A 25369-nucleotide genomic window follows, 5' to 3' on the forward strand; every position below is an offset into this window, starting at 1 on the left:
GAGGAACCCGTGAGCCGCATCGTCGCCCTCGACACCACCGACATCCGCTTCCCCACCTCGCTCAGCCTGGACGGGTCGGATGCCATGAACCCCGACCCTGACTACTCCGCGGCGTACGTGATCGTGCGCACCGACGCGAAAGACGGCATCGACGGGCACGCCTTCGTCTTCACGATCGGCCGCGGCAACGACGTGCAGGTCGCCGCGATCGACGCCCTCGCCGGGCACCTCGTCGGGCGGGAGATCGAACCGCTGCTCGACGACATGGGCACGACCTTCCGTGACATCATCGGCGACTCGCAGCTGCGCTGGCTCGGCCCCGAGAAGGGCGTCATGCACATGGCCATCGGCGCGGTCATCAACGCGCTGTGGGACATCAAGGCCAAGCGCGCCGGCCTGCCGCTGTGGCAGCTGCTCGCCCGGATGACGCCCGAGGAGCTGGTCGGCCTCGTCGACTTCCGCTACCTCACGAACGCGCTGACCCCGGCGGAGGCGCTCGACATCCTCCGCGCAGCCGAACCCGGCCGCGCCGAGCGCGAAGCGGAGCTGCTCGCGACCGGCTACCCCGGATACACCACCAGCCCCGGCTGGCTCGGCTACTCCGACGAGAAACTCGAGCGGCTCGCCCGCGAGGCCATGGCCGACGGCTTCACGCAGATCAAGCTGAAGGTCGGAGCCGACCTCGACGACGACATCCGCCGGTTCCGCAAGGCGCGCGAGGTGTGCGGTCCCGACTTCCCCATCGCGATCGACGCGAATCAGCGCTGGGAGGTGTCGGAGGCGATCGAATGGGTGAACGCGCTCGCCGAGTTCCACCCCGCCTGGATCGAGGAGCCCACCAGCCCCGACGACGTGCTCGGTCACGCCGAGATCGCGCGGGGGGTCGCCCCCATCCGCGTCGCCACCGGCGAGCACGCCCAGAACCGGGTGATCTTCAAGCAGCTGCTGCAGGCCGACGCGATCTCCGTCATGCAGATCGACGCGGTGCGTGTCGCCGGCGTGAACGAGAACATCGCCAACCTGCTGCTCGCGGCCAAGTTCGGCGTGCCTGTATGCCCGCACGCCGGCGGTGTCGGCCTGTGCGAGGCCGTGCAGCACCTGTCGATGTTGGACTTCGTCGCGGTCACCGGCACGCGTGAAGGCCGCATGATCGAGTTCGTCGACCACCTGCACGAGCACTTCGTCGTGCCCACCGACATCCGGGGCGGCTCCTACACGGCGCCCACGGCGCCGGGGGCCGGCATGGAGATGAAGGCCGAGAGCATCGCGGCCTACACCTGGACGGGCGAGCATGTCGCGGTCTGATCGGCTGACCGTTCCCGCGCTCGGCTACGGTGCCGCGAACGTCGGCAACCTGTTCCGCGAGCTCAGCGACGACGAGGCGCTCGCCGTGCTGAACGCGGCGTGGGACAGCGGCATCCGCTACTTCGACACCGCGCCGCACTACGGGCTCGGCCTGTCGGAGCGGCGCCTCGGCGCCTTCCTGCAGACGAAGCCGCGCGACGAGTACGTCCTGTCGACCAAGGTCGGGCGCCGGCTGCGACCCAACCCCGAGTACGCCGGCGGGCTCGACACCGCCAACGACTTCCACGTGCCCGACGACCTGCAGCGAGTGTGGGACTTCTCGGCTAACGGGATTCGCACGAGCCTCGACGAGTCCCGCGAGCGACTCGGCATCGAGCGCATCGACCTCGTGTACCTCCACGACCCCGAGCGGCACGACCTCGACCTCGCGGTCGCCGAGGCGCTTCCCGCGCTCGAGCAGCTGCGAACGGACGGCGAGGTCGCGGCGATCGGGATCGGCTCCATGGTGTCGGATGCTCTCGCCACGGCGGTCCGCGCGGCCGACCTCGACCTCGTGATGGTCGCCGGCCGCTACACGCTGCTCGAGCAGCCGGCCGCCGAGGACGTGCTTCCGGCGTGCCGGGAGCGCGGAACCGGCATCGTCGCGGCATCCGTCTTCAACTCCGGCCTGCTCGCATCGAGTGAGCCACGGCGCGACGGCCGGTACGAGTACGGGCAGCTGCCCGACGAGCTGTGGGACCGCGTCGTCCGCATCGCGGCCGTCTGCGCGAACCACGACGTGCCGCTGCCCGCGGCGGCCGTGCAGTTCCCACTGCAGTCCGACATCGTGCGGTCGGTCGTCGTCGGAGGCAGCCGACCGGAGCAGCTGCGGCAGAACGCCCAGTTCGCGGCGGTCGACATCCCGAAGGCGCTGTGGGAGGAGCTGGCGGCGGAGGGGCTCATCCCGGGCTAGGGTCGGCGGCTCGACGGCCGACCGTCGACGCCCGCACGACGAGTTCCGCCGCGAACGGCGTCGGCTCGGGCAGGTCGGCGGTGGGGTCGGCGAGCTGCTGCAGCAGCGCCGCGCCCGCCGCGCGACCGATCTCGTACCCCGGCTGCCGCACGCTCGTGAGGGGTACGACGGTCTGGTGGGCCTGGGTCACATCGTCGAAGCCCACGAGCGCGATGTCGTCGGGAACACGGATGCCGTGGCGCAGCAGCTGCGTCATCACGCCGATCGCCACCATGTCGTTGGCGGCGAACACGGCATCCGGTCGTTCCTGCGGCGGCAGGGCGGCGATGCGCTCTCCGATCTCCAGGCCGTCCTCGGTGGCGAGGTGGACGACGTCGACGACCTCGATCGAGGCATCGCTGCCGTCGAGGGTATCACGGATCCCCTGCAGGCGGTCGTTCGACTGACTGACGGTCGGCGCGCCGACGAAGAGCAGCCGCCGCCGTCCGATGCCCAGCAGGTGCTCGCCCGCGAGCCGGCCGCCGCCTCGGTCGTCGAACAGCACGGATCCCACCGTCGCCGACTCGCGGATCGGTCCGACGACGACCGAGCGGATGCCGCGCTCCGCGAGCTGCTCGAGGCGGGGCACGACGTCGCCCAGCGGATAGATGACGAGGCCCTGCACGCGGTGCGCCTCGAACATGTCGATGTTGCGGCGCTCGAGCTCGCCGTCGCGGCTGCTGTTGCTGAAGAACAGCGACCAGCCGCCCTCCCTCGCGACATCCTCGACGCCGCGGGAGAGCTCCTGGAAATAGGGGATCCACGCGTCGAGCAGGATCAGCGCGAGCGTGCGGCTCGCCCCCGCGCGCAGCTGTCGGGCGGACTCGTTGGGCACATATCCGAGCTGCTCGATCGCGGCGCGGACCCTTTCGGCGCTCTGCGCTCCCAGCACGTGCGGGTGGTTCAGGTAGTTCGACACCGTCGACGAAGAGACGCCGGCGAGGGCTGCGACGTCTTTGACGCTGGCGGGCATGCGGTTCCTCCTCGGGTGCGCCGGCGCACGGCATCCGACGGCGGCCGGACCAGCCTAGTGCGGCGTATTGGCACGTGCCAAGAAAGTTCTTGACACCCTGGTCCGTCGACCGTAGCGTGGGCCTCCGGATCGGATTGGCACGTGCCAATCAGATCGAGGCGACGGTGCCGCACACCCGCCTCCGAGGGGTCGCATGAACATCGGATGCCACGGGCTGGTCTGGACAGGACGCTTCGACGCCGAGGGCATCCGCCTGTCGGTCGAGAAGACGAAGCAGGCCGGCTTCGACCTCATCGAGTTCCCGCTCATGGACCCGTTCGCCTTCGAGGTCGACGCCGCGAAGAGCGCGCTCGCCGAGCATGAGCTCGCCGTCAGTGCGTCGCTGGGACTCTCCGAGGCGACCGACATCACGAGCGCCGACCCCGCCGTGGCGAAGGCGGGGGAGGAGCTGCTGCTGAGAGCGGTCGACGTGGTCGCCGAGCTCGGCGGCGAGAACTTCTGCGGCGTGATCTACAGCGCCATGAAGAAGTACATGGAGCCCGTCACCGCCGAGGGGCTCGAGAGCAGCCGGCGCACGATCGCCCGCGTCGCCGATCACGCGGCGGAGCGCGGCATCGCCGTATCGCTCGAGGTCGTGAACCGCTACGAGACCAACGTGCTGAACACCGCGCGGCAGGCGCTCGGCTACCTCGCGGAGGTGGATCGGCCGAACCTCGGCATCCACCTCGACACGTACCACATGAACATCGAGGAGTCGGACATGTTCGCGCCGGTCCTCGATGCCGCTCCCGCCCTGCGGTACGTGCACATCGGGGAGAGCCACCGCGGGTACCTCGGCACTGGCACGGTCGACTTCGACACCTTCTTCAAGGCGCTCGGTCGCATCGACTACGACGGGCCGATCGTCTTCGAGTCGTTCTCGTCGGCGGTCGTCGCGCCCGACCTAAGTCGGATGCTGGGGATCTGGCGCAACCTGTGGACCGACAACGACGAGCTCGGCGCACACGCCAACTCGTTCATCCGCGACAAGCTCACGGCCGTCGAGTCGATCCGGCTGCACTGATCGACCCACCGTTCTCGACTTGTTATTACAGGCCGTTCCGTTTCGGGCGCCGAGTAGATACATTTAGATACATCTTGCGGTGGAGACACCGGAGGACGCAGAATTGATCCGATGTTTCCGGGCCCGACCGGGGACATCGGACACACGACCTTCAAGGAAGCAGGTGAGCACATGGGTGAGCCCATCCTCAGAGTCGAGGGGATCAGCAAGGGATTCCCCGGCGTGCAGGCGCTCAAGGACGTGCACCTCGAGGTGCGCCCGGGCGAGGTTCTCGTCCTCGTCGGCGAGAACGGCGCGGGCAAGTCGACGCTTATGAAGATCCTCTCCGGGATCTACACCAAGGACGAGGGCACGATCACGTTCGAGGGCCGGGAGGTCGAGCTGACCAGCCCGCTGCAGGCGCAGCAGCTCGGCGTCACGATCATCCATCAGGAGCTCAACCTGATGCCCGACCTCACCGTCGCGCAGAACATCTTCGTGGGCAGGGAGCCGAAAGTCGGGCCGTTCCTCTCGGAACGCCGGCTCAACTCCCAGACCGCCGAACTGCTGAAGCGCCTCGAGATCCGCCTCGACCCCCGTCAGAAGGTCGGCGAGCTCACGGTCGCCGAGCAGCAGATGGTCGAGATCGCGAAGGCGCTGTCGTTCAACGCCAAGGTGCTCATCATGGACGAGCCCACCTCGGCCCTGACCGACTCGGAGGTAGAGACGCTCTTCGTGCTCATCGAGCAGCTCAAGGCCTCCGGCACCGGCATCGTCTACATCTCGCACCGCATGGACGAGCTGCGCCGCCTCGCCGACCGGGTCACCGTGCTCCGTGACGGCGCATACATCGGATCACTGGAGAAATCCGAGGTGAGCATCCCGAAGATCATCGAGATGATGGTCGGACGCGCGATCGACGAGGGGACTCGCCCGCAGGCCCGCGAGCACGCGAACGACCCGGTGGTTCTCGACGTCCAGGGGCTGTCGACCAAGAGCCTGCTCAAGGACGTCTCGTTCCAGCTGCACCGCGGCGAGATCCTCGGCTTCGCCGGACTCATGGGCGCGGGACGCACCGAGACCGCGCGCGCGGTGATCGGGGCCGACCGCCGCGACGGCGGCACCATCACGATCGCCGGGCGCTCCGTGCGCATCTCCCAGCCGTCGGATGCCGTGCGCCACGGTCTCGGGTACCTCTCCGAGGACCGCAAGCTCCTCGGCCTCATGCTCGAGCAGGACGTGACGTTCAACACCGTTCTCGCCTCGCTCGGCTCCTACGCGAACGCGATCGGGTGGATGGGCGACGGCAAGGCCAAGAACCGTACCAAGGACTACGTCCAGCAGCTGCGGGTCAAGACGCCCTCGGTGAACCAGGTCGTCAAGCTCCTCTCCGGAGGCAACCAGCAGAAGGTCGTCATCGCCCGGTGGCTGATGCGCGACTGCGACATCCTCATCTTCGACGAGCCGACACGGGGCATCGATGTCGGCGCGAAGGAAGAGATCTACCGCCTCATGCAGCAGCTCGCTGACGCGGGCAAGTCCATCATCGTCATCTCGTCGGAACTGCCGGAGATCCTCCGCGTCGCGAACCGCATCGCGGTCTTCGCGAACGGTCGCATCACCGGAACCCTCCGCAACGAAGACGCCAGCCAGGAGAAGATCATGCAACTCGCAGCACACGGAGAGGAAGACTGATGAGCGCTCCGCAGAACGGATCGTCCACGACGACGATCATCCAGACGGCCATCGACGAGAACACCGACAAGCGTGACGTCGTCGGTTTCCTCAAGCGCCAGGTCCAGCAGTCGCTCGCGTTCGGCACGCTGATCGTGCTCGTGATCTTCTTCTCGATCGCCAGCCCGAACTTCTTCACCTTCAGCAACATCGCGACGGTGCTGCTCTCGACGGCCGTCATCGGCATCCTCGCCCTCGGCACCACGTTCGTCATCATCACCGGCGGCATCGACCTGTCGATCGGAACCGGCATGGCGCTGTGCGCCGTGATGACCGGTGTGATCGTGACGAACATGGGGCTCCCCGTCTGGATCGGCGTCATCGGCGGCGTGTTGACGGGTGTGCTGATGGGGCTCGTGAACGGCATCAACATCACGTTCCTGCGACTGCCGCCGTTCATCGCGACGCTCGCGATGATGATGATCGCCGGCGGTCTGGCCCTCGTCATCTCGAACGTCGCTCCGATCTACTTCTCGACCTCCGCCCCGGACTTCAAGAAGATCGCCCTCGGCGTGATCATCCCCGGCATCCCGAACGCCGTGCTCATCACCGCCGCCCTCGCGATCGTCGCCTGGCTCGTGCTCTCGAAGACGCTGCTCGGCCGGTACACCTTCGCGATCGGCTCGAACGAAGAGGCCACCCGCCTCTCCGGCGTGAACACGCGCCGCTGGACGATCTTCATCTACATGTTCGCCGGCGCCTTCACGGGCATCGCGGGCATCGTCATCGCCTCCCGGCTCGACTCCGCCCAGCCGCAGATCGGCATGGGCTACGAGCTGCAGGCCATCGCGGCCGTCATCATCGGCGGCACCTCGCTGCTCGGCGGCCGCGGATCGATCCTCGGCACCGTGATCGGCGCGCTCATCATGAGCGTGCTCGTCAACGGCCTGCGCATCATGTCGATCCAGACCGAATGGCAGAACATCGTCGTCGGCATCGTCGTGCTGCTCGCGGTGTTCCTCGACTCGCTGCGCAACCGCCAGCACACCTGACCCTCCCTCGCAGCACCACGTTCCACAGCACGACCCATCCCGAGAACCACCCACCACAGAGAACAATGGAGTTTCCATGAAATTCGGCAAGAAGACCGCGTTCGCGGCACTCGTGGCCGCATCCGCCCTCGTGTTCGCCGGCTGCGCCGGCGGCGGTGACGTCATCGAAGAAGGCGGCAGCGACGCAGGCAGCGGCGACGGCGAGATGTACATCGCGCTGGTGTCCAAGGGCTTCCAGCACCAGTTCTGGCAGGCCGTCAAGAAGGGCGCCGAGCAGAAGGCCGAGGAACTCGGCGTTCGGATCACGTTCGAGGGCCCCGCGGCCGAGACCGAGATCGCGCAGCAGCTCGAGATGCTGACCAGTGCGATCGACAAGAACCCGAACGCCATCGCGTACGCCGCGCTCGACCCCGAGGCGTGCGTCGCCCCGCTCGAGCAGGCGAAGTCGAAGGACATCCCGGTCGTCTACTTCGATGCACCCTGCAACGGCGACGTGGGCCTGAGCCTCGCCGCCACCGACAGCAAGGTCGCCGGCGCGCTGGCCGCCGAGCACATGGCCGAGCTGATCGGCGGGTCGGGAGAGGTCGCGATCGTCGGCCACTCGCAGATCAACTCGACCGGTGTCGAGCGTCGTGACGGATTCGTCGAGAAGATCGAGGCGGACTACCCCGACATCGAGATCGTCGACATCCAGTACGGCGACGGCGACCACCTGAAGTCGGCCGACATCGCGAAGACCCTCATCGCGGCGCACCCCGACCTCAAGGGCATCTACGGCACGAACGAGGGCTCCGCTATCGGTGTCGTCAACGCCGTGAACGAGCTCGGCCTCGAGAAGGGCAAGATCACGATCGTCGGCTTCGACTCCGGCGCAGCGCAGATCAACGCCATCAAGGACGGCACGATGGCCGGCGCGATCACGCAGGACCCGATCGGCATCGGCGCGCAGGTCGTCCAGGCCGCGTACGACGCGGCCAACGGCGACTCGGTCGACGAGTTCTACGACACGGGTTCGTACTGGTACGACAAGTCGAACCTCGAGGACGAGAAGATCGCTGCGGTCCTGTACGAGTGATCCTCTGACGAAAGGCCCCTCACCTCCGGGTGAGGGGCCCTTTCGCGTGCAGCATCCTCTTCGCCGAGCCACCCCTTTTTCGCGCGCTTCAGTTGGCACCTGCTGCCGCAATCCGCGCGGAATTTCCGCGAGAGGTGTCAACTGAACGGGGGCGGGGATGCCGTCAGACGCGGCGCAGGAACGTGAGCTGCGACGACGGCTCCAGGATGAGGTCCTGCAACGCCGCGTTGAACGGGACCCCGACGGGGGAGGCGAGGTGCGCCTGGAACGCGGCCTCGTCGCGGTACACCTCATACACGAAGAAACGGTCGGGGTCGTCGACGAGGCGGGTCGCGTCGAATACGACGTTGCCCTCCTCGGCCCGCACGCCCTCGGCGAAGTCGGCGAGGAGCGCGGCGACGCGATCGCCCTCGCCGGGTCGCGCGGTGAAGGTCGCGTGGAGGATGGTCGGTTCGGACACAGTGTCTCCTTCAGTGAGATGTTCTGCGGGGTGTGGCGCGGGTCGTCTCGCTCCGCTCGCTCATCGACCCGCAGGGAGGGCGAGGAGGCGGGCCGGATTGGCACGCAGCATCCGATCGACGGCCTCGTCGCCGACGGCCGCACGCAACCGTGGAAGATACCGCTCGCCGAGGTAGGCGAGACCCGGCATGCCGCCGTACGCGATGTAGCGGGTGCGGCGGGCGACGTCGCCGCCCAGCACCACGCGGTCGAGGGCCCCCGCCGCGACGACCGCCTCGGTCAGGGCGAGCAGCTCGGCATCCGATCGTGTGCGCGGTCGCGCGAACCCGTCGTATCCGAGGTAGGCGCCGCGTTCCGCGAGCGAGGCGTGCAGCCCGGGGTCCGGGTCGCGGTCGGCGTGGGCCAGCACGACGCGGTCGGCCGGCACACCCTCGCCCGCGAGCAGGTCGAGGACCTCGTGCGCGGCGGTGCAGAACTCCAGGTGCACCATGATCGCGGCACCCGTGGCGCGATGCGTCGCGGCAAGGGCCAGCAACGTCGTGCGCTCGAAGGGACTGATGCGCCAGTAGTCGGTGCCGCCCTTGAGCAGCCCCGCGCGCACGGGGGAGCCGTCGGGTCCGCTCGCACGCTGACCGACCGGGTCGGCGTCGGCCCGTGGCATCCCCTCGTCGATCTCACGGCTGAACTGCGCGGCGAGCGTCTCGGCATCCGCGGACCGCGTCGGATGGTCATCGGCGTAGTGCGCCTCGCGGTGCCGTCCGGTCGTCGCGACGATGCGCAGGCGGGTGGAAGCGCTGATCCGCGCGAGTGCCTCGGGGTCGCGGCCGAGCCCGAACGGTGTCGCGTCGACCATCGCCGCGAAGCCGCTGTCGCGCAGCAGGGCCGCCTCGGCGCCCGAGCGCTCCTCGTCGTCGAGCTCGTCCCCCTGCAACAGGGGCGACACCTGGAACAGGTGCTCGTGATAGTTCGTCGGGCCGAGCTCCGCCGCGTCGATGTCGCCGAGAACCGTGCGGATCATCGCCGCGCCGACTCCGCAGCCTCGGCCAGGCGCTCGACGATCTCGGGAGTGAGGTCGAGTTCGAAGACGTCGGCGACCACCTGCGACCAGCCGTGGATGAAGTAGCGCCAGCCGTCGACGACGTGCAGTCCTCGCTCCGCTTCCTGCGCGCGGGCCTGGTGCAGGAACTCCAGCGAACCGCGGTAGTTGAACTCCCACACCCAGGCGCCCTCGGGGAAGACGACGTCGTCGGGCAGGGGCGACCCGGGGCGGTCCTTTCCGAGCCCCGTCGCGTTCACGATCAGCGATCCGGCAGGAGCCGCGGAGACCAGGGCGGCGGCGTGCTCGACCGTGTCGGTGCGCACGTACTCGATGAACCCGTCGCGGGTGCCGTGCTGGCGATGCACGTCGCGCAGGTGCTCGAGCTTCTCGTCGTCGCGCGCGGTCACGGTCACGGCCGCCGGAGCGTCAGCCCGCTCGGCGAGCGCCCAGCTGAGCGCTGTGCCCGATCCGCCGGCGCCGAGGATGACAACCTCGGCGCCGGTGCGGGCGAAGTGGTCGTGCGGCAGGAAGTCGTTCAGTGCCAGGTCGACCGTGATCGGGTCCTTCGCGCGGCCGATCAGACGGTCGCCCCGCTTCGAGATGCTCGAGATCTCGGCGCACGACACCGCGAACGGGTCGAGCTCGTCGAAGAGGTCGGATGCCGCGGCGAACACGTTCATCTTGTGCGTGGTCACGAGGGCCCCGCGGTGGTGCGGGTCGTCGCGGATCTGCTCGACCATGGCCCGGTATTGGGCGGGTCCGGCGTCCATGGGAAGGTCGTGTCCGACGAGCTCGGTGGTGGGCAGCCCCAGCACCTCGGCCCATCGCGGGAACACCTGCATGATCGACGACGAGCCGGTGCTCACGCCGACGAAGCCCATGTAGCCGCCGGTCGTGGTGGGGTTCTCGGTGATGGTCATGGTCGCGTCCTTCAGGGTCGGGCGGAGACGAGGTGGGCGGGCGTCGAGCCGGCGAGGACGGCGAGCACGTCGTCGAGCGACATCGAGCCCATGTTGTCGACGGCCTGCGTGGTCTGCGCACCGAGGTGCGGCGTGACGGTGACGCGTTCGGCGAGGTCGGCGGCCAGCAGCGGGCTGTCGCTCGCGGCCGTGTCACCCGAGAGGGTGTCGGCCGCGTAGGCGCCGAGGCGACCGTCGCGGAGCGCCGCGGCCACGGCATCCTCGTCGATGAGATCCGGACGGGCGGTGTTCACGAGCACGGTGCCCGGTCGGATGCCGTCGAGCCGCGCCGCATCCACGAGGGTCTGCCCGCCCGGGGCGTGCAGCGTGATGATGTCGGCCGTGCGGAAGAGGTCGTCGAGGGCGATCGGCACGGTGCCGAGCGCGACGATGCGCTCGGGTGCGAGGAACGGGTCGGCGGCGAGCACCGCGCAGCCGAAGCCGGTCAGACGGCGGGCGACTCCCTGGCCGATGCGCCCGAAGCCGACGATCCCGACGGTGGCAGCGCCCAGCTCGCGTCCGCGGCGGACACTCCAGTCGCCCCGGCGCACGCGACGATCGCCGTCGGCGATGCACCGCAGCGCCGCGAGCATGAGCCCCACCGCGTGGTCGGCGACGGCATCCGCGTTCGCGCCGGGGGTGTTCGTGACCGGTATGCCGCGTCGCTCGGCCGCCGCGATGTCGACCGCCTCGGTCCCCACTCCGTATCGCGCGATGACCTTGAGGTTCGGTGCCGCGTCGAGGTGCGCGTCGGTGACGGGTCCGGTGCCGGCGATCCACCCCTCGGCCGCCGCGAGCAGCGGACCGAGCTCGGTGAGCCCGTGGTGCGCGGGACCGCGGACGATCTCGTGCCCGGCATCCCTGGCGCGCGCCACGAGGTCGAGGTCGCCGTCGGAGAACGACCTGCTGGTGGCGAGGATCACGCCCATCAGACGCTCCCGTCCGCTGCGGAGGGGGCGGCGGCCGGGGCGGCGGAGAGTGCGGCGGCGAACCACGGCGCGAGCGCGTCGTACGCGGCGGCGAAGCGCGCGTGGCGCTGTGCGTACACGGCGTGCCGCCCGGCATCCGGAGTGAACTCCGCGGTGACCTCGCTCAGCGCGCGGGCGGCCGAGAAGTCGGCGAGGCCGAGTCCGACGGCGCCGGTCACGGCGGCGCCCAGGCTGTTGGCCTCCTCGACGATCGTGCGGCGGCGGACCGGGACGCCCCAGACGTCGGCGAGGATGCCGAGCCACACGTCGCTCTGCGCGCCGCCGCCGACCGCGTCGATGCGGTCGATCGCGGCGCCCGACTCGCGGAACGCCTGGATGCAGGTGAGGAGGTTGAACGCGACGCCCTCGAGCACGGCGCGCGTGAGGTGCGCCCTCGTGTGGTGGCGGCCGATGCCGACGAAGGCGCCCCGGGCCGATGGGTCCCAGAGCGGCGACCGCTCGCCGAGCAGGTAGGGGAGGAAGTAGAGGTCCTCGGTGTCGAGGTCGCCGCCGGCGTCGGCGGTCAACCGGGCGGTCTCGGGGTGCGCGGGGTCCGCGGACAGGGCCTCGGCGATCCACTGCACCGATGCGCCGCCGGCCTGCATGGTCGCCGTCGGCACGAAGGAGCCGGGCACGACGTTGTCGAAGGTCATGGTGCGCATCAGCGGATCGTGCAGCGGGGTGAGGCTCGCGAAGGAGATCCACGACGAGGTGCCGAGGCAGACGTACGCGCCGTCCTCGGGCGCTACGACGCCCGAGCCGACCGCCGCGAGCGGACCGTCGCCGCCGCCCATCACGACCCTGGTCGACGCGGGCAGGCCGAGCGCAGCCGCAGCCTCAGCCGTGAGCGCACCGGCGACCGTCGTCGACTCGAGGATCTCGGGGAACAGCGCCGGGTCGAGGCCGGCGGCAGCGAGCACGTCGGCCGACCACGTGCCCGCGACCTGGTCGTAGGCGTTCGTGCCCGACGCGTCGGAGCGCTCGGTCGCCAGACGGCCCGTGAGCCGGAAGACGATGTAGTCCTTCGCGACGCAGAAGTGACGGACTCTGGCGAAGACCTCGGGCTCGTTGTCGCGCACCCACATGATCTTCTCGACCGAGTACGTCGGGTTGAGGCGATGCCCGAGCACCCGGTAGGCGGGCTCGGCGCCGAGGCGCTGCTCGAGGGTGTGGGTCTGCGCGCCCGAGCGGGTGTCGGCCCAGATGATCGCCGGTCGCACCGGCTCGCCGCGCGCATCCAGCAGCACCGTGCCCATCATCTGCCCGCTCACGACGAGGCCGACGACCGTCTCGGGGGAGACATCGGCCTTCGCGAGCAGCTTCCTGGTGGCGTCGACGACCGCGCCCCACCAGTCCGCCGGGTCCTGCTCGGCGATGCCGCCCGCCGCGAAGTGCGCGGGGTACGGGACGGTGACCGCTGTCACGAGGCGCCCGTCGTCGTGGTGCAGCGAGGCCTTGTCGCCCGTGGTGCCCAGGTCGTGAGCGATGATCATGCCCGGAGCCTATTCGACGGTTTCGGGAACGGTCGCGGTCGTGTCGTACGGGCGCAGCTCGACACCCTCTGCCGCGCGGTAGGCGCGGGAGCCCATGCCGTGCTCGAGCACCCATCCGTAGTCGTGGCCGGCGCCGCCCGGGTAGACCGCGAGGAACGCGTAGGGCTCGTCGCCGGTGTTCACCGAGCGGTGCGCCCAGCCGGGCGGGATGTAGCCGACCGTGCCCGGAAGCATGTCGAGCCACTCGGTGCGCTCGCCGTCGAACATGAGGAGCCCGCCGCGGCCCGTCAACGCGAGGTAGATCTCGCCCTGGTGGTCGGGGTGCTGGTGGCCCTTCGTCATCCAGAGCTCGCCGGAGGTGTCACCGGGCATGATCGTCGTGATCGACTGCGGGAGCTCGCGGTCGACCTCGGGGACGGGTGAGCTCGTGACGGTGTATACGACCGGGTTGTCGCCCTCGGCCGCGGCCTGCCAGGCGCCGTGGTCCAGGAAGAGCCCTTCCAGGTCGGACATTCGACGCGTGAGCGTCGGCCCCTCCGGCGAGAGTGTGAGCTTCTCGGCATCGAACGCGATCGCCATCGGCGCGATGGGAGGGATGTGGAACTCGGGCATCGGTGCTCCTCGTTGCGGATGCTGCAGTGCATCGCAGCCTGTAATGACAGGTCGAGTGTACCTGTAATGACAAGTAGTGTCCATTGCTCATCTGCGCGGGGCTCTCCGCACGGATGCGATTCAGGATGCGGCGCGCAACGCCCTCGCGAGATGGGCGCGTCCGTGACGGACGGCATCGGCGGTCACGGCATCCCACCCCGGGTATTCGGCGTGCCCGGCGGGGAGGACCGCGAGCTCGAGGTCGCGCGCCGCGTTCGCGACGCCGAACTGGCCCGGCGGCGGCACGTACTGGTCCCACAGCGCGGCCTCGACCCGCACCGGGATCGCCGCGAAGCCCAGGGTGCTGGACGCGTCGAACGGTCGCAGCTGCTCCCGGGCCTCCGGATGCTCCGTGACGTGCGCGCGGACTACCTCGCCGCTGCCGAGGCAGGGCACGGCCAGGCGTTCGTCGTACTGGCCGAAGCTCGGCACGATGAGCGTCGCGCCGATGAAGCGGTCGTCCCACGGGATGCCGAGGGCGCCGATGCCGCCGCCGAAGCTCTCGCCGACGTAGTACAGCGGCAGGTCTCCGACGAGCAAGAGGAGCGTGTCGGCCGCGAGCCAGAGATCCCGCGCGCACATTCCGAGGACGTACCGGTCGGGATCGCCGAGCCCCGCGAGCACGTGCTGCTCGACCGGTTCCGGTGCGCCGACGCCGGCGTTCAGCGTCGGCAGGCCCCTCGCCACGGGAAAGATCGCCGCCGCGTCGTCCGGCACCCGCGCGAGATCGATCGCGTCACGGCCGCCGTAGCCGTGCGAGTGGACGATCCCCACGCGGGCCGCTTCGGTCGCCGGACCCACGAGCCAGGAGCGGAGGCGGATGCCGTCGGCGCCGGCGTGCTCGACGATCGAGACGCTGCGCCCGTCGACGGTCGTGGTCGAGAGGGTGCGCGGCGCGGCATCCACCGTCCTCGCCTCCGCGCGCCAGCGACGCCAGGTGTCGGCGAGGCCGGTCGGCGGCGCGACCGGGGGCACTCGACGCAGCGCGTGCTCGTCGAAGCCGTAGGTGCCGTCGAACGCGGCATCCGGGAACCAGGAGTCGTAGGGCGCAGGGAAGGGCATGGTCGGGTCGACGTTACCGCCCGGATCACGACCTTCGCTCGAGATCGGGAGGTTCGCCCGAGATCAGGACGATGTGTCTGCCATGATCCTGATCTCGGGAGGGGATCCTGTTCTGGGGAGCGCCGGGACGGGCGAGGCGGAGCGGGTCAGGCCCGGGCCCGCCGAGCCCGGTACGCGGCGACGGCGTTGCGGTTCGTGCAGGTCGGCGAGCAGAACCGCTTGGACCGGTTGCGCGAGAGGTCGAGAGCGAGCGCCTCGCACGTGTCGTCGTCGCAGACCGAGATGCGCGAACCCTCGTCGGCGCGGATAACGTCGATCAGCGCCATCGCGGTCTCGATCAGCACGCGCTCGGCCAGTGGGCGGTCGTCGGCCACGGCGTGCAGGTGCCAGTCGGCCTCGTCGTGGCGTACGAGTCGCGGGGTGAGGCGCGCCTCGGCGAGGGCGGCGTTGACGTGCTCGGCCATGTCGTCTCGTGGCGCGAGCAGCATGGCGCGCAGCCGAGGGCGGATGCCGCGCAGCGCGGCGAGCTCGGCGTCGTCGCGGTCGAGTCGGCCGGAGTAGGGGAACTCGGCGAGGAAGCGGTGCTCGTCGTCGAGGGTCTCCAGTGTCTCGGGGTCTTCGGCCGAGTTGACGAGCCAGACGGCTGCGCGGAGCGCCTCTTCGGTGTCATCGGTGAAGATCATGTTGACACCTTACTCCGTGCGCGAGTACCGTCACTTCTCATGAGCACTATCACCGATGACCGCAGGGTTGCTGGTGTGCGCCTCGGCCTACCGCTGGCGATCGCTGCCGCCTTCTCCTTCGGCATGTCGGGCGCCTGGGCGCGCGGACTCATCGACGCCGGGTGGTCGCCGGGCGCGGCCGTCACCGTGCGGGTGTGGGTCGCCGCGCTCGTGCTGCTGATCCCCGCGATCATGTCGCTCCGCGGGCGGTGGGGTGCGCTGCGCAAGAACGCCGGGATGGTCGCCGCCTACGGACTCCTCGCCGTCGCAGCGACACAGCTCTGCTACTTCCAGGCCGTCGCCGTGATGGACGTGGGCATCGCGCTGCTCATCGAGTACACGGCGCCGATCGCCGTCATCCTCTGGCTGTGGCTGCGCCGCGGCGAGAGGCCCAGTCGGCGCAGCGTGATCGGAGCCGTGATCGCCTTCGTCGGACTCGTCCTCATGCTCGACATCGTCACGGGCGCCGAGGTCAACGTGCCCGGCATCCTCTGGGCGCTCGCCGCGATGGTCGGCGCCGCGACCTACTTCCTGCTCTCGGCGAGAGCCGACACGGGGCTGCCGCCGATCGCGCTGGCGGGCGGCGGGCTGCTGCTCGGAGCGGTCGGGCTCACGGTCGCCGGCGTCGTCGGCATCCTGCCCCTCGCCTGGACGACCGACGACATCACCTACCGCTTCGGCACCGTGCCCTGGTTCGTCCCCGTGCTCGCGATCGGCCTCATCGCGACCGCGCTCGCCTATCTGCTCGGTATCGCGTCGACCAGGATGCTGGGCTCGCGCCTCGCCTCGTTCGTCGCCCTGTCGGAGGTCGTCGCGGCGCTGCTGTTCGGATGGCTGCTGCTCGGACAGCTCCCCGATCTGCTGCAGGCCTTCGGCGGGGCGCTCGTGCTGGTCGGTGTCGTGATCGTGAAGCTGGGCGAGCCCGCGCCGGCGGGTGCGGACTCTCCCGCCGCTCAGTTGGCACCCGTTGCCGGAATCCGCGAGGAATAGCCGCACGAGACGCCAACTGAAAGGGGGCTCGTCTCGCGGTGTGGGGGGTGCCCCTCGTCGAGTTGGCACCTGATGCGGGAATTCTGCGCGGATTGCGGCGTGAGGTGCCAAATGAAGGGAGCGGGGCGGGATCCGCGTGGGGCGGGTCGGACGCGTCGTGTGTATACGTGAGACACCGCTGCGCGGCATCTGGGGCGAACGAGACCGCTTTGTGTATACACTGAGGGCGTGTCGGTGGTCCAGGTCGAACGTCTGAGCGCGAGTGAGCGCGCGTATGCGGTCCTGCTCGACGAGATCCAGTCCGGGGCTCTCGCGTCGGGATCCGTGCTCGGTGAGGTCGAGCAGGCCACCCGACTCGGGGTGAGCCGCACGCCGCTGCGCGAAGCGCTCCGCCGACTCGCCGCCGACGGACTCGTCGTGCAGCAATCACCGCGAGTGACCGTCGTCGCCGACCTCGACGCCTCCGATATCCGCGCGCTGTTCGAGATCCGTCGCGCGCTGGAGGAGAGCTCGGCGCGCATCGCAGCCCAGCGCGGGGATGCCGAGCTGTTCGCCGCCCTCGCGCGGGAGTTCGCGCATGTCGAGCTCGACGCGCCGGCGGGACGCGACGACTACTACGCGCTCATCGCCCGCTTCGACGCCGCGCTCGACGCCGCCGTCGCCAACGACTACATCGCGTCCGCTCTGCGCACCGTGCGCACGCACCTCGTGCGGGTCCGGCGCATGGCGAAGGACAAGCCCGCACGGCTCGCCGCCTCGGCCGCGGAGCACCGCACGATCGCCGAGGCGCTCGCGGCGCGTGACGGCGACCTCGCCGCGCACGCGACGCACGTGCACCTGCACAACGCGCTCGCAGGGATCCTGGAATCGCTGTCGCACGGGGATCAGCGCGTTTCGTCTCGCTCCGCTCGCTCAACGACCCGGGCGGATGCCGCTCGCTCAACGACCCGAGCGGATGCCGCTCGCTCAACGACCCGGGCGGATGCCGCTCGCTCAACGACCCGGGCGGACTCCGCTCGCTCAACGACCTCTGCCGCCGACCACTGAAAGGCCCTCATGACCGTCACGCACCACGTCCGCGTCCACCCGAGCTCCGAGAACCTCGCCCGCGAGGACCAGCTCGCCTGGAAGATCGCCGAGGTGGCCGCCGACCCCGTCGAGGTCGAGCAGCCGGTCGTCGACATGATCATCAACCGCATCATCGACAACGCGTCGGTCGCTGCGGCATCCCTCACCCGCGCGCCGATCGTCGCCGCTCGCGCCCAGGCGTTCAGCCACCCCGTCTCGACCGGCGGCGCGGGGGCGAACCTCTTCGGCGCGGCGCTCGAGCACCGCACGAGTCCCGAGTGGGCCGCATGGGCCAACGGGGTGGCCGTGCGCGAGCTCGACTATCACGACACCTTCCTCGCGGCCGAGTACTCCCACCCCGGCGACAACATCCCGCCGATCCTCGCGGTGGCGCAGCACACAGGCAAGGACGGCCGGGCGCTGGTGCGCGCGATCGCGACCGGGTACGAGATCCAGATGGACCTCGTGCGCGCGATCTGCCTGCACAAGCACAAGATCGACCACGTCGCGCACCTCGGGCCGTCGGCCGCCGCAGGCATCGGCACCCTGCTCGACCTCGACGTCGAGACCATCTACCAGGCGGTCGGCCAGGCCCTGCACACGACCACGGCGACCCGGCAGAGCCGCAAGGGCGAGATCTCGACCTGGAAGGCCCACGCGCCGGCGTTCGCGGGCAAGATGGCGGTCGAGGCCGTCGACCGCGCGATGCGCGGCCAGACCAGCCCCGCCCCGATCTACGAGGGCGAGGACGGCGTGATCGCCTGGATGCTCGACGGCAAGGATGCCGCGTACGGGGTGCCGCTCCCGGCATCCGGCGAGCCGAAGCGCGCGATCCTCGACTCGTACACGAAGGAGCACTCCGCCGAGTACCAGGCGCAGGCGTGGATCGACCTCGCCCGCCGTCTCGGCACCGCGAACCCACCGCTGCGCGACCCGGCGAACATCGAGAGCATCGTGCTGCACACCAGCCACCACACGCACAACGTGATCGGCTCGGGGGCAGGCGACCCGCAGAAATACGACCCGACGGCCTCCCGTGAGACGCTCGACCACTCGATCCCGTACATCTTCGCGGTCGCACTGCAGGACGGCGGCTGGCACCACGTCGACTCGTACACGCCGGAGCGGGCCGGCCGCGCCGACACGGTCGCACTGTGGCACAAGATCACCACGGCCGAGGATGCCGAGTGGACGCGTCGCTACCACTCCGAGGCCCCCGACGTGAAGGCGTTCGGGGGCCGCGTCGAGTTCCGTCTCACGGACGGCACGACCGTGGTCGACGAGATCGCCGTCGCCGACGCGCACCCGCTCGGCGCCCGCCCGTTCGCCCGTGAGAACTACATCGCGAAGTTCCGGCTGCTCGCAGGGCCCGTGCTCGAGGCGGCCGAGATCGAGCGCTTCCTCGAGCTCGTGCAGCGCCTGCCCGAGCTCACCGCCGCGGAGGTCGGCGAGCTGTCGATCATCGCCAAGCCCGGGCTGCTCGATGCAGCCGAGGCTCCGAAGGGTCTGTTCTGATGCTGTACTCCACGACGACACCCGCCGAGAAGCGGCGGCTGTTCCGCGAGCGCCTCGCCTCGGGGGAGCTGCTGCGCTTCCCCGGAGCCTTCAACCCGCTGAGTGCCAAGCTCATCGAGCAGAAGGGCTTCGACGGCGTCTACATCTCGGGTGCGGTGCTGTCGGCCGATCTCGGTCTGCCCGACATCGGCCTCACCACGCTGACCGAGGTCGCCGGGCGCGCGAAGCAGATCGCCCGCATGACCGACATCCCCGCGATCGTCGACGCCGACACCGGCTTCGGCGAGCCGATGAACGTCGCCCGCACGATCCAGGAGCTCGAAGACGCCGGACTCTCCGGCACCCACATCGAGGACCAGATCAACCCCAAGCGCTGCGGCCATCTCGACGGCAAGAGCGTCGTCGACGAGTCGACGGCGATCAAGCGCATCCGCGCCGCCGCCGACGCACGTCGCGACGAGAACTTCCTCATCATGGCGCGCACCGACATCCGCGCCATTGACGGACTGGATGCCGCGATCGACCGCGCCAAGGCGCTGGTGGATGCCGGGGCCGACGCGATCTTCCCCGAGGCGATGCGCGACCTCTCCGAGTTCGAGGCGATGGCGAATGCGCTCGACGTGCCGATCCTCGCCAACATGACCGAGTTCGGCAAGAGCGACCTCTTCTCGACCTCGCAGCTGCAGGCCGCCGGAGTGAGCATGGTCATCTGGCCGGTCTCGCTGCTGCGGATCGCCATGGGCGCGGCGGGCCGTGCTCTCGATACGCTGAACGACGAGGGGCACCTCACCTCGAAGCTCGGCGAGATGCAGCACCGCGCCGATCTCTACGACCTGATCGACTACGAGTCGTACAACCACTTCGACTCCGGGGTCTTCAACTTCACCATCACGAAGGAGTGAGCATGACCGAGCCGGACATCAAGAAGGGCCTCGCGGGGGTCGTCGTCGACACCACGGCGATCTCGAAGGTCAACCCCGAGACGAACAGCCTGCTCTACCGCGGCTACCCCGTGCAGGAGCTGGCCGACACCCAGCCCTTCGAAGCCGTGGCCTATCTGCTCTGGCACGGTGAGCTGCCGACGCCCGACGAGCTCGCCGCCTTCCGTCACGAAGAGCGCACGCACCGCGCGCTCGCCGAGAACGTGAAGCAGGCCATCGACCTCATCCCGCTCGAGGCGCACCCCATGGACGAGGTGCGCACGGCGGTGAGCGTGATCGGGGCTTCCGATCCCAGTGCGGGCGGGTCGGTGCTGAACGCGGGCGGCAGCCCGGAGGAGAACCTCCAGCGCAGCATCCGCCTGTTCGCCGCCCTGCCGGCGATCGTCGCCTACGGCCAGCGCCGCCGGCGCGGGCAGGCGATCATCGAGCCGCGCGACGACCTCGACTACTCCTCCAACTTCCTCTGGATGACGTTCGGCGAGGAGCCCGACCCCGTGGTGGTCGATGCGTTCAACCGCTCGATGATCCTCTACGCGGAGCACTCGTTCAACGCCTCGACCTTCACCGCCCGGGTGATCACGTCGACGCTGAGCGATCTGTACTCGGCTGTCGTCGGCGCCATCGGCGCATTGAAAGGGCCGCTGCACGGCGGCGCCAACGAAGCGGTGCTGCACATCTTCGACGAGATCGGGTCAGCCGACCGAGTGGGGGAGTGGCTCGATGAAGCACTCGCCGAGAAGCGCAAGATCATGGGCTTCGGCCACCGCGTGTACAAGAAGGGCGATTCGCGCGTGCCGACCATGAAGGCGGCGCTCGACACGCTCGTCGAGCACTACGACAAGCCCGAGGTCGCCGCGCTGTACGACGCGCTCGAGTCGGAGTTCGTCGCCCGCAAGGGGATCCACCCGAACCTCGACTACCCGTCGGGCCCCGCGTACAACCTGATCGGGTTCGACACGCTCACGTTCACGCCGCTGTTCGTCGCGGCGCGGGTCACCGGGTGGACGGCGCACGTGATCGAGCAGGCGCGAGCGAACGCGCTGATCCGCCCGCTCTCGCACTACGACGGGGTCGACGAGCGGCACATCGAGAGCTGATCGGCGTCGATTTCCGCCCCTACCGGCGCGCGAAAACGATATGCCGGGATCTTACGTTCGCTCGGCCTCCTTCGCTCTGGCGCACCCCCTGGGCCTGCTGTTAACTGGCGGGGCGTTGCGGCACGGAGCACCGTCGCCGGACGCCGCGTTCCGGGGGAGGGGCCATGTCATCGAGGGGTCACAGCAGGACGACGGCCTGGTCCTTGCGAAGTCGTACGGGGCGGCGTCGCACATCGCGAAGCCGCATCGGGCTCTCGCTCACGGGCGCACTCGGGCTCGTCGCGTCCGCACTCGTCGGGGGCATCGGCGGCACCGGCGCGGCGTTCGGGGCTCCCGGCACCCCGGGCGTCCCACAGCCCAACGCCGTCGTCTTCGCGGAGGACTTCGAGAACGGGCCCGGCACGTCGCCGCAGCTGCTGACCGACTACGTCGGCGACGACGGTGAGAGGTACACCGCCGACGCCCCCTGGCTGACCGGCTGCAACGGCATCATCGCGAACTTCTCGATCCCTGTCGCGCAGCTCGGCAACTGCGTGCTGCCCGACAGTTCCGCGGCTCTGCGTCAGCTCGCCCTGGCGCTGGGCGTGCACAGCGGTGCGGCGGAGCCGAGCGCGAACGACGTCGTGGCCGCGTACACCGAGAACAGTCCCGGCGCGGGAGTGGAGTTCGCGACCGTCGACGCGATCGACCTGGCGGGCTCGACCGGACGGTTCCTCACTTTCAGCGTGGATGCCGCGGCGCTCAACTGCCGCGTGTCGGCGCCGCAGTATCAGTTCGGGCTGGTCGACGAAGACGGAGCGGTGACGCAGGTGGGCGGAACAGTGAACGCCTGCGCCTCGTCGAGCACCGTGTCGGTTCCCGCGGTCGGGCCCGCGCCCGCCAGGCCGGTCTCGGTGGGCACTTACGCGTCCGACGGCTCGTTCCTCTTCAACGGAGCATCACTCGGCGTCCGGTTCACGAACGTCAACGGCTCCGGCGCCGGCAACGACGCCGCCTTCGACAACGTGCGCATCCTCGACGTCACGCCGCAGCTCGATCAGTCGTTCGAGCCTGCGACGACGCTCTCGGGGACGACGTCCGACCTGACCGTGACGGTCACGAACACCGCGGAGCTGGCGGCGAAGAGCGGATGGTCCTTCACCGAGACCCTGCCCGCCGGACTCACGATCGCTGACGACACCGCGGCCACGACCTGCCCCGACGCCACCCTCTCCGCCGCCGAGGGCGGCACCTCGTTCCGGCTCGCCGGCGACCTCGACGAGGACCTGGCGTCATGCACCGTCACGCTGCCGGTGACCTCGCCCGTAGCCGGCACCTTCACCAGCGAACCGTCGGACTTCGACAGCATCGGGCTCAATCAGCCGGCCGCCGCGAGCGTCGAGTTCGTGGACGCCGCCCCGGCGCTCAGCATTGTGAAGACGGCATCGTTCGCCGCGGGTGAGCGCTTCGTCGCGGGTCAGGACATCACCTACTCGTTCGAGGTCACGAACACGGGCAACGTGCCGCTGACGAATGTCACAGTGGACGACGCCGGATTCAGCGGCTCCGGCACACTGTCGGCGGTGAGCTGCCCGCCCGAGGCGGCGAGCCTCGCTCCGGCCGCGAGCGTCACCTGCACCGCGAGCTACACCGCGACCCAGGCCGACGTCGACGCGGGGGAGATCGTGAACAGCGCCACCGCCTCGGGGCTTCCTCCGGAAGGTCAGACGGTCGAATCCGCCCCCTCGGAGGTCACGCTGACGGCGACGGCGGCTGCGCCCTCCCTCACCATCGCGAAGACCGCCACCCCCGACACCGTCGCCCGGGCCGGCGATAGCGTCGAATTCTCCTACGTCGTGACGAACACCGGGAACGTCACGCTCACCGATGTCGCCGTGAACGAGATCGGCTTCACCGGTTCCGGCCCCGTGCCCTCCGTCGTCTGCCCGCCCGCCACGTCGTCGCTCGCCCCCGGTGACTCGACGACGTGCACGGCGGCGTACTCGATCACCCAGGACGACGCGGATGCCGGATCGGTGACGAACTCCGCCACCGCGACCGGCACCCCGCCCGACCCGTCCGCACCCGCTCCGGTCTCGCCTCCGGATGACGCGATCGTGGCCATCCCCGCGGCGCCTGCGGTGACGCTGGGCGTATCGGCCGACGCCGCGGCGCAGCGCGGTCTCGCCGCGGGGCAGACCGTCACGTACTCGTTCACCGTCACGAACACCGGCACGGTCACGCTGCGCGACGTCGCCGTCGATGCCGCATCGTTCAGCGGTGCAGGCCCTCTGTCCGGCATCGTGTGTCCGGCTGCAGCGGCCAGCCTCGCACCGGGAGCGCAGGTGATCTGCACCGCCACCTACACCGCGCAGGCGGCCGATGTGGCGGCCGGCGCTCTCTCGCTCTCGGCGAGCGCGACGGGGACCCCGCCGAATGCGCAGACGCCCGCACCCGTCTCCGATCCCGCGAGCATCGCGGTGCCGACCGCGGCATCCGTCGCGGTTCCGGCTCCTGCGGGCTCCGCTGCTCGCGCCGAGTCTCGCGCCTCGCAGCAGTTGGCCGACTCTGGTGGAGAGACACCTGTTGCGACCATCGGCCTCGGTGCCGGAGCACTCTTGATCGGCGCGCTGCTCACGACGCGAGCGCTGCAGCGGGATCGCCGCCGCGTCGGTGGTCAACGCATCTGACGCAGACCCGTCAGCGCTGTAGCGTCTCGGTCGGCTTCGGGTCAAGCGGTGGCGTGACGCGCGGCCCGGGAGTATCACTGATCCGGAACGTATCCGCGTTCCGCGTGAAGGAGGCTCCATGTCCGCGTCGGATGTCAACGTCAAGGAGGTCCGCTCGCTCGTCCCCGCGCGGATGGACCGGCTGCCCTGGGCACGATTCCACTGGATGATCGTCGTCGGACTCGGGTTCTCGTGGATCCTCGACGGACTCGAGGTGCAGATCGTCGCCGCCAACGGCTATGCGGCGACCCTCGGGATGGGTCCGGCCGAGGTCGGCCTCGCCGGCACCTGCTACCTGCTCGGCCAGGTCTTCGGAGCGCTCGTGTTCGGACGCCTCACCGACCGGCTCGGCCGGAAGAAGCTCTTCATCCTGTCGCTCGCGGTGTACCTCATCGGCTCCGCGGTGGCCGGTCTCGCGTTCGCGCCGTGGTTCTTCTACATCTGGCGCTTCGTGGCCGGAGCCGGCATCGGCGGCGAGTACGCGGCGATCAACTCGGCGATCGACGAGATCATCCCGGCGAAGTACCGCGGACGCGTCGACATCGCGATCAACGGCACCTACTGGGGAGGTGCGGCCCTCGGTGCCGTCGCGAACCTCTTCTTCCTGAACACGGACATCCTCCCGCAGGACCTCGGCTGGCGCCTCAGCTTCTTCCTCGGCCCTGTGCTCGGCATCCTGATCATCTGGCTGCGCCGTCACATCCCCGAGAGCCCGCGCTGGCAGATGACGCACGGCCGCGAGGACGAGGCAGAGCGCAACGTCGACGGCATCGAGCAGCGCATCCGCGAGGAGGGCAAGGAGATCCCGCCCGTCGACGAGTCGAAGGCGATCACTGTGAAGGAGTACGGCCGCGTGCCATTCCTCGTGATCGCGAAGGTGCTCTTCAAGAAGTACCCGCGGCGCACGCTCGTCGGGATCACCATGATGGTGACGCAGTCGTTCCTCTATAACGCGATCTTCTTCACCTACGCGCTCGTGCTCGAGAACTTCTACGACACCCCGCCCGCGTCGGCATCGCAGTACTTCATCATCTTCGCGGTCGGCAACCTCGCCGGGGCGCTCGTGCTCGGACACTTCTTCGACACGTGGGGACGGCGGCGGATGCTGTTCCTCACCTACGTTCTCGCGGGGTCGATCCTGCTCGTGAGCGCGTTCCTGTTCAACGCGGGAGTCCTGAACGCGGGCACGCACACCGCGTTCTGGTGCGCCTCGTTCTTCTTCGCCTCAGCCGGGGCGTCGGCGGCGTACCTCACCGTGAGCGAGATCTTCCCCCTCGAGCTGCGCAGCCAGGTCATCTCGTACGTCTTCTCGATCGGACAGCTCGTCGGTGCGATCGCACCCGTCCTCTACGGCTCGCTGATCGGTCAGAGCGCCGAGACCGGAGACCGCGGTCCGCTGTTCTGGGGATACGTGCTCGGCTCCGGGATCATGATCGTCGGCGGCGTCGTCTGCGGGCTCTTCGGCGTGAGCGCGGCGGGCAAGTCGCTGGAGGACATCGCGGATCCCCTGTCGCTCGTCGATTCAGGGGAGAAGCCGGTCACACCGGACCGAGGTCGCTGAACGAGGGTCTCGCTTGGCTCGCTC

21 protein-coding genes and 1 pseudogene are annotated in these 25369 nt (G+C 69.7%); 13 read left to right on the forward strand and 9 right to left on the reverse strand.

What is annotated here, in order from left to right; translation table 11 throughout:
- Nucleotides 1–9: 9 nt before the first annotated feature.
- Nucleotides 10–1305, forward strand: coding sequence for an L-fuconate dehydratase (locus AUC47_RS07515; RefSeq protein ID WP_096714587.1), 1296 nt, complete (start codon nt 10–12; stop codon nt 1303–1305).
- Nucleotides 1292–2257 carry an aldo/keto reductase gene (locus AUC47_RS07520; RefSeq protein ID WP_096714588.1) on the forward strand — a complete coding sequence of 322 codons (966 nt, stop codon included), beginning with the start codon at nt 1292–1294 and terminating at the stop codon, nt 2255–2257. Before AUC47_RS07515 ends, AUC47_RS07520 begins: the two co-directional genes overlap by 14 nt.
- Here AUC47_RS07520 and AUC47_RS07525 read toward each other — a convergent pair.
- Nucleotides 2244–3269: a LacI family DNA-binding transcriptional regulator gene (locus tag AUC47_RS07525; RefSeq protein ID WP_096714589.1), complete on the reverse strand. Its 1026-nt coding sequence runs from the start codon at nt 3267–3269 to the stop codon at nt 2244–2246. The genes AUC47_RS07520 and AUC47_RS07525 overlap by 14 nt on opposite strands.
- A 193-nt stretch (nt 3270–3462) precedes the next feature.
- Here AUC47_RS07525 and AUC47_RS07530 point away from each other — a divergent pair, with 193 nt between their 5' ends.
- From AUC47_RS07530 to AUC47_RS07545, 4 genes are all read left to right on the forward strand, one after another.
- Nucleotides 3463–4332, forward strand: a complete 870-nt coding sequence (locus AUC47_RS07530; protein ID WP_096714590.1) for a sugar phosphate isomerase/epimerase family protein — start codon at nt 3463–3465, stop codon at nt 4330–4332.
- A 171-nt stretch (nt 4333–4503) separates the two neighbouring features.
- Entirely contained in the window at nt 4504–6006 is a 1503-nt protein-coding gene (locus AUC47_RS07535; protein WP_096714640.1) for a sugar ABC transporter ATP-binding protein, read from the forward strand.
- Nucleotides 6006–7037: an ABC transporter permease gene (locus tag AUC47_RS07540; protein ID WP_179297555.1), complete on the forward strand. Its 1032-nt coding sequence runs from the start codon at nt 6006–6008 to the stop codon at nt 7035–7037. The genes AUC47_RS07535 and AUC47_RS07540 overlap by 1 nt, the downstream gene beginning before the upstream one ends.
- Nucleotides 7038–7113: 76 nt before the next feature.
- Entirely contained in the window at nt 7114–8112 is a 999-nt protein-coding gene (locus AUC47_RS07545) for an ABC transporter substrate-binding protein (RefSeq protein WP_096714591.1), read from the forward strand.
- Nucleotides 8113–8275: 163 nt separating this feature from the next.
- Here AUC47_RS07545 and AUC47_RS07550 read toward each other — a convergent pair whose 3' ends face one another.
- From AUC47_RS07550 to AUC47_RS07585, 8 genes are all read right to left on the reverse strand, one after another.
- Nucleotides 8276–8572: a putative quinol monooxygenase gene (locus tag AUC47_RS07550; RefSeq protein ID WP_096714592.1), complete on the reverse strand. Its 297-nt coding sequence runs from the start codon at nt 8570–8572 to the stop codon at nt 8276–8278.
- A gap of 60 nt (nt 8573–8632) precedes the next feature.
- Nucleotides 8633–9589: a phosphotriesterase family protein gene (locus AUC47_RS07555; RefSeq protein WP_096714593.1), complete on the reverse strand. Its 957-nt coding sequence runs from the start codon at nt 9587–9589 to the stop codon at nt 8633–8635.
- A complete protein-coding gene (locus AUC47_RS07560) occupies nt 9586–10530 on the reverse strand; it encodes a shikimate dehydrogenase family protein (protein WP_096714594.1) in 945 nt (314 codons plus the stop codon). Before AUC47_RS07560 ends, AUC47_RS07555 begins: the two co-directional genes overlap by 4 nt.
- An 11-nt stretch (nt 10531–10541) precedes the next feature.
- Entirely contained in the window at nt 10542–11498 is a 957-nt protein-coding gene (locus AUC47_RS07565; RefSeq protein ID WP_096714595.1) for an NAD(P)-dependent oxidoreductase, read from the reverse strand.
- Entirely contained in the window at nt 11498–13030 is a 1533-nt protein-coding gene (gene xylB, locus AUC47_RS07570; RefSeq protein ID WP_096714596.1) for a xylulokinase, read from the reverse strand. The genes AUC47_RS07565 and xylB overlap by 1 nt, the downstream gene beginning before the upstream one ends.
- A gap of 9 nt (nt 13031–13039) precedes the next feature.
- The gene (locus AUC47_RS07575) at nt 13040–13642 is read right to left on the reverse strand and encodes a glucose-6-phosphate isomerase family protein (protein WP_096714597.1); all 603 of its coding nucleotides are present in this window, start codon (nt 13640–13642) and stop codon (nt 13040–13042) included.
- A 120-nt stretch (nt 13643–13762) separates the two neighbouring features.
- Nucleotides 13763–14743: an acetylesterase gene (locus AUC47_RS07580; RefSeq protein ID WP_096714598.1), complete on the reverse strand. Its 981-nt coding sequence runs from the start codon at nt 14741–14743 to the stop codon at nt 13763–13765.
- Nucleotides 14744–14889: 146 nt separating this feature from the next.
- Nucleotides 14890–15426: a CGNR zinc finger domain-containing protein gene (locus tag AUC47_RS07585; RefSeq protein WP_096714599.1), complete on the reverse strand. Its 537-nt coding sequence runs from the start codon at nt 15424–15426 to the stop codon at nt 14890–14892.
- A gap of 39 nt (nt 15427–15465) precedes the next feature.
- Between AUC47_RS07585 and AUC47_RS07590 the strand changes: the two genes are divergently transcribed.
- The 7 genes and pseudogenes from AUC47_RS07590 to AUC47_RS07620 all read left to right on the forward strand — a co-directional run bounded on the left by AUC47_RS07590 (nt 15466) and on the right by AUC47_RS07620 (nt 25345).
- On the forward strand, nt 15466–16455 hold the full coding sequence (locus tag AUC47_RS07590; RefSeq protein WP_096714600.1) for an EamA family transporter: 990 nt from the start codon (nt 15466–15468) through the stop codon (nt 16453–16455).
- A gap of 252 nt (nt 16456–16707) precedes the next feature.
- Nucleotides 16708–17328: pseudogene (locus AUC47_RS07595) on the forward strand (GntR family transcriptional regulator); the annotation flags it as partial.
- A gap of 183 nt (nt 17329–17511) precedes the next feature.
- A complete protein-coding gene (locus AUC47_RS07600; RefSeq protein ID WP_096714601.1) occupies nt 17512–19038 on the forward strand; it encodes an MmgE/PrpD family protein in 1527 nt (508 codons plus the stop codon).
- On the forward strand, nt 19038–19940 hold the full coding sequence (gene prpB, locus AUC47_RS07605) for a methylisocitrate lyase (protein WP_096714602.1): 903 nt from the start codon (nt 19038–19040) through the stop codon (nt 19938–19940). The genes AUC47_RS07600 and prpB overlap by 1 nt, the downstream gene beginning before the upstream one ends.
- Nucleotides 19941–19942: 2 nt before the next feature.
- Entirely contained in the window at nt 19943–21076 is a 1134-nt protein-coding gene (locus AUC47_RS07610; protein ID WP_096714603.1) for a bifunctional 2-methylcitrate synthase/citrate synthase, read from the forward strand.
- A gap of 203 nt (nt 21077–21279) precedes the next feature.
- Complete coding sequence (locus AUC47_RS07615) at nt 21280–23745, forward strand: DUF7507 domain-containing protein (protein ID WP_179297556.1); 2466 nt, start codon at nt 21280–21282, stop codon at nt 23743–23745.
- Between the two features lie 118 nt (nt 23746–23863).
- Entirely contained in the window at nt 23864–25345 is a 1482-nt protein-coding gene (locus tag AUC47_RS07620; protein ID WP_096714605.1) for an MFS transporter, read from the forward strand.
- Nucleotides 25346–25369: the final 24 nt, after the last annotated feature.

Origin of the sequence: Microbacterium sp. SZ1 (genome assembly GCF_002362255.1) — a bacterium.
Lineage (GTDB): Bacteria > Actinomycetota > Actinomycetes > Actinomycetales > Microbacteriaceae > Microbacterium.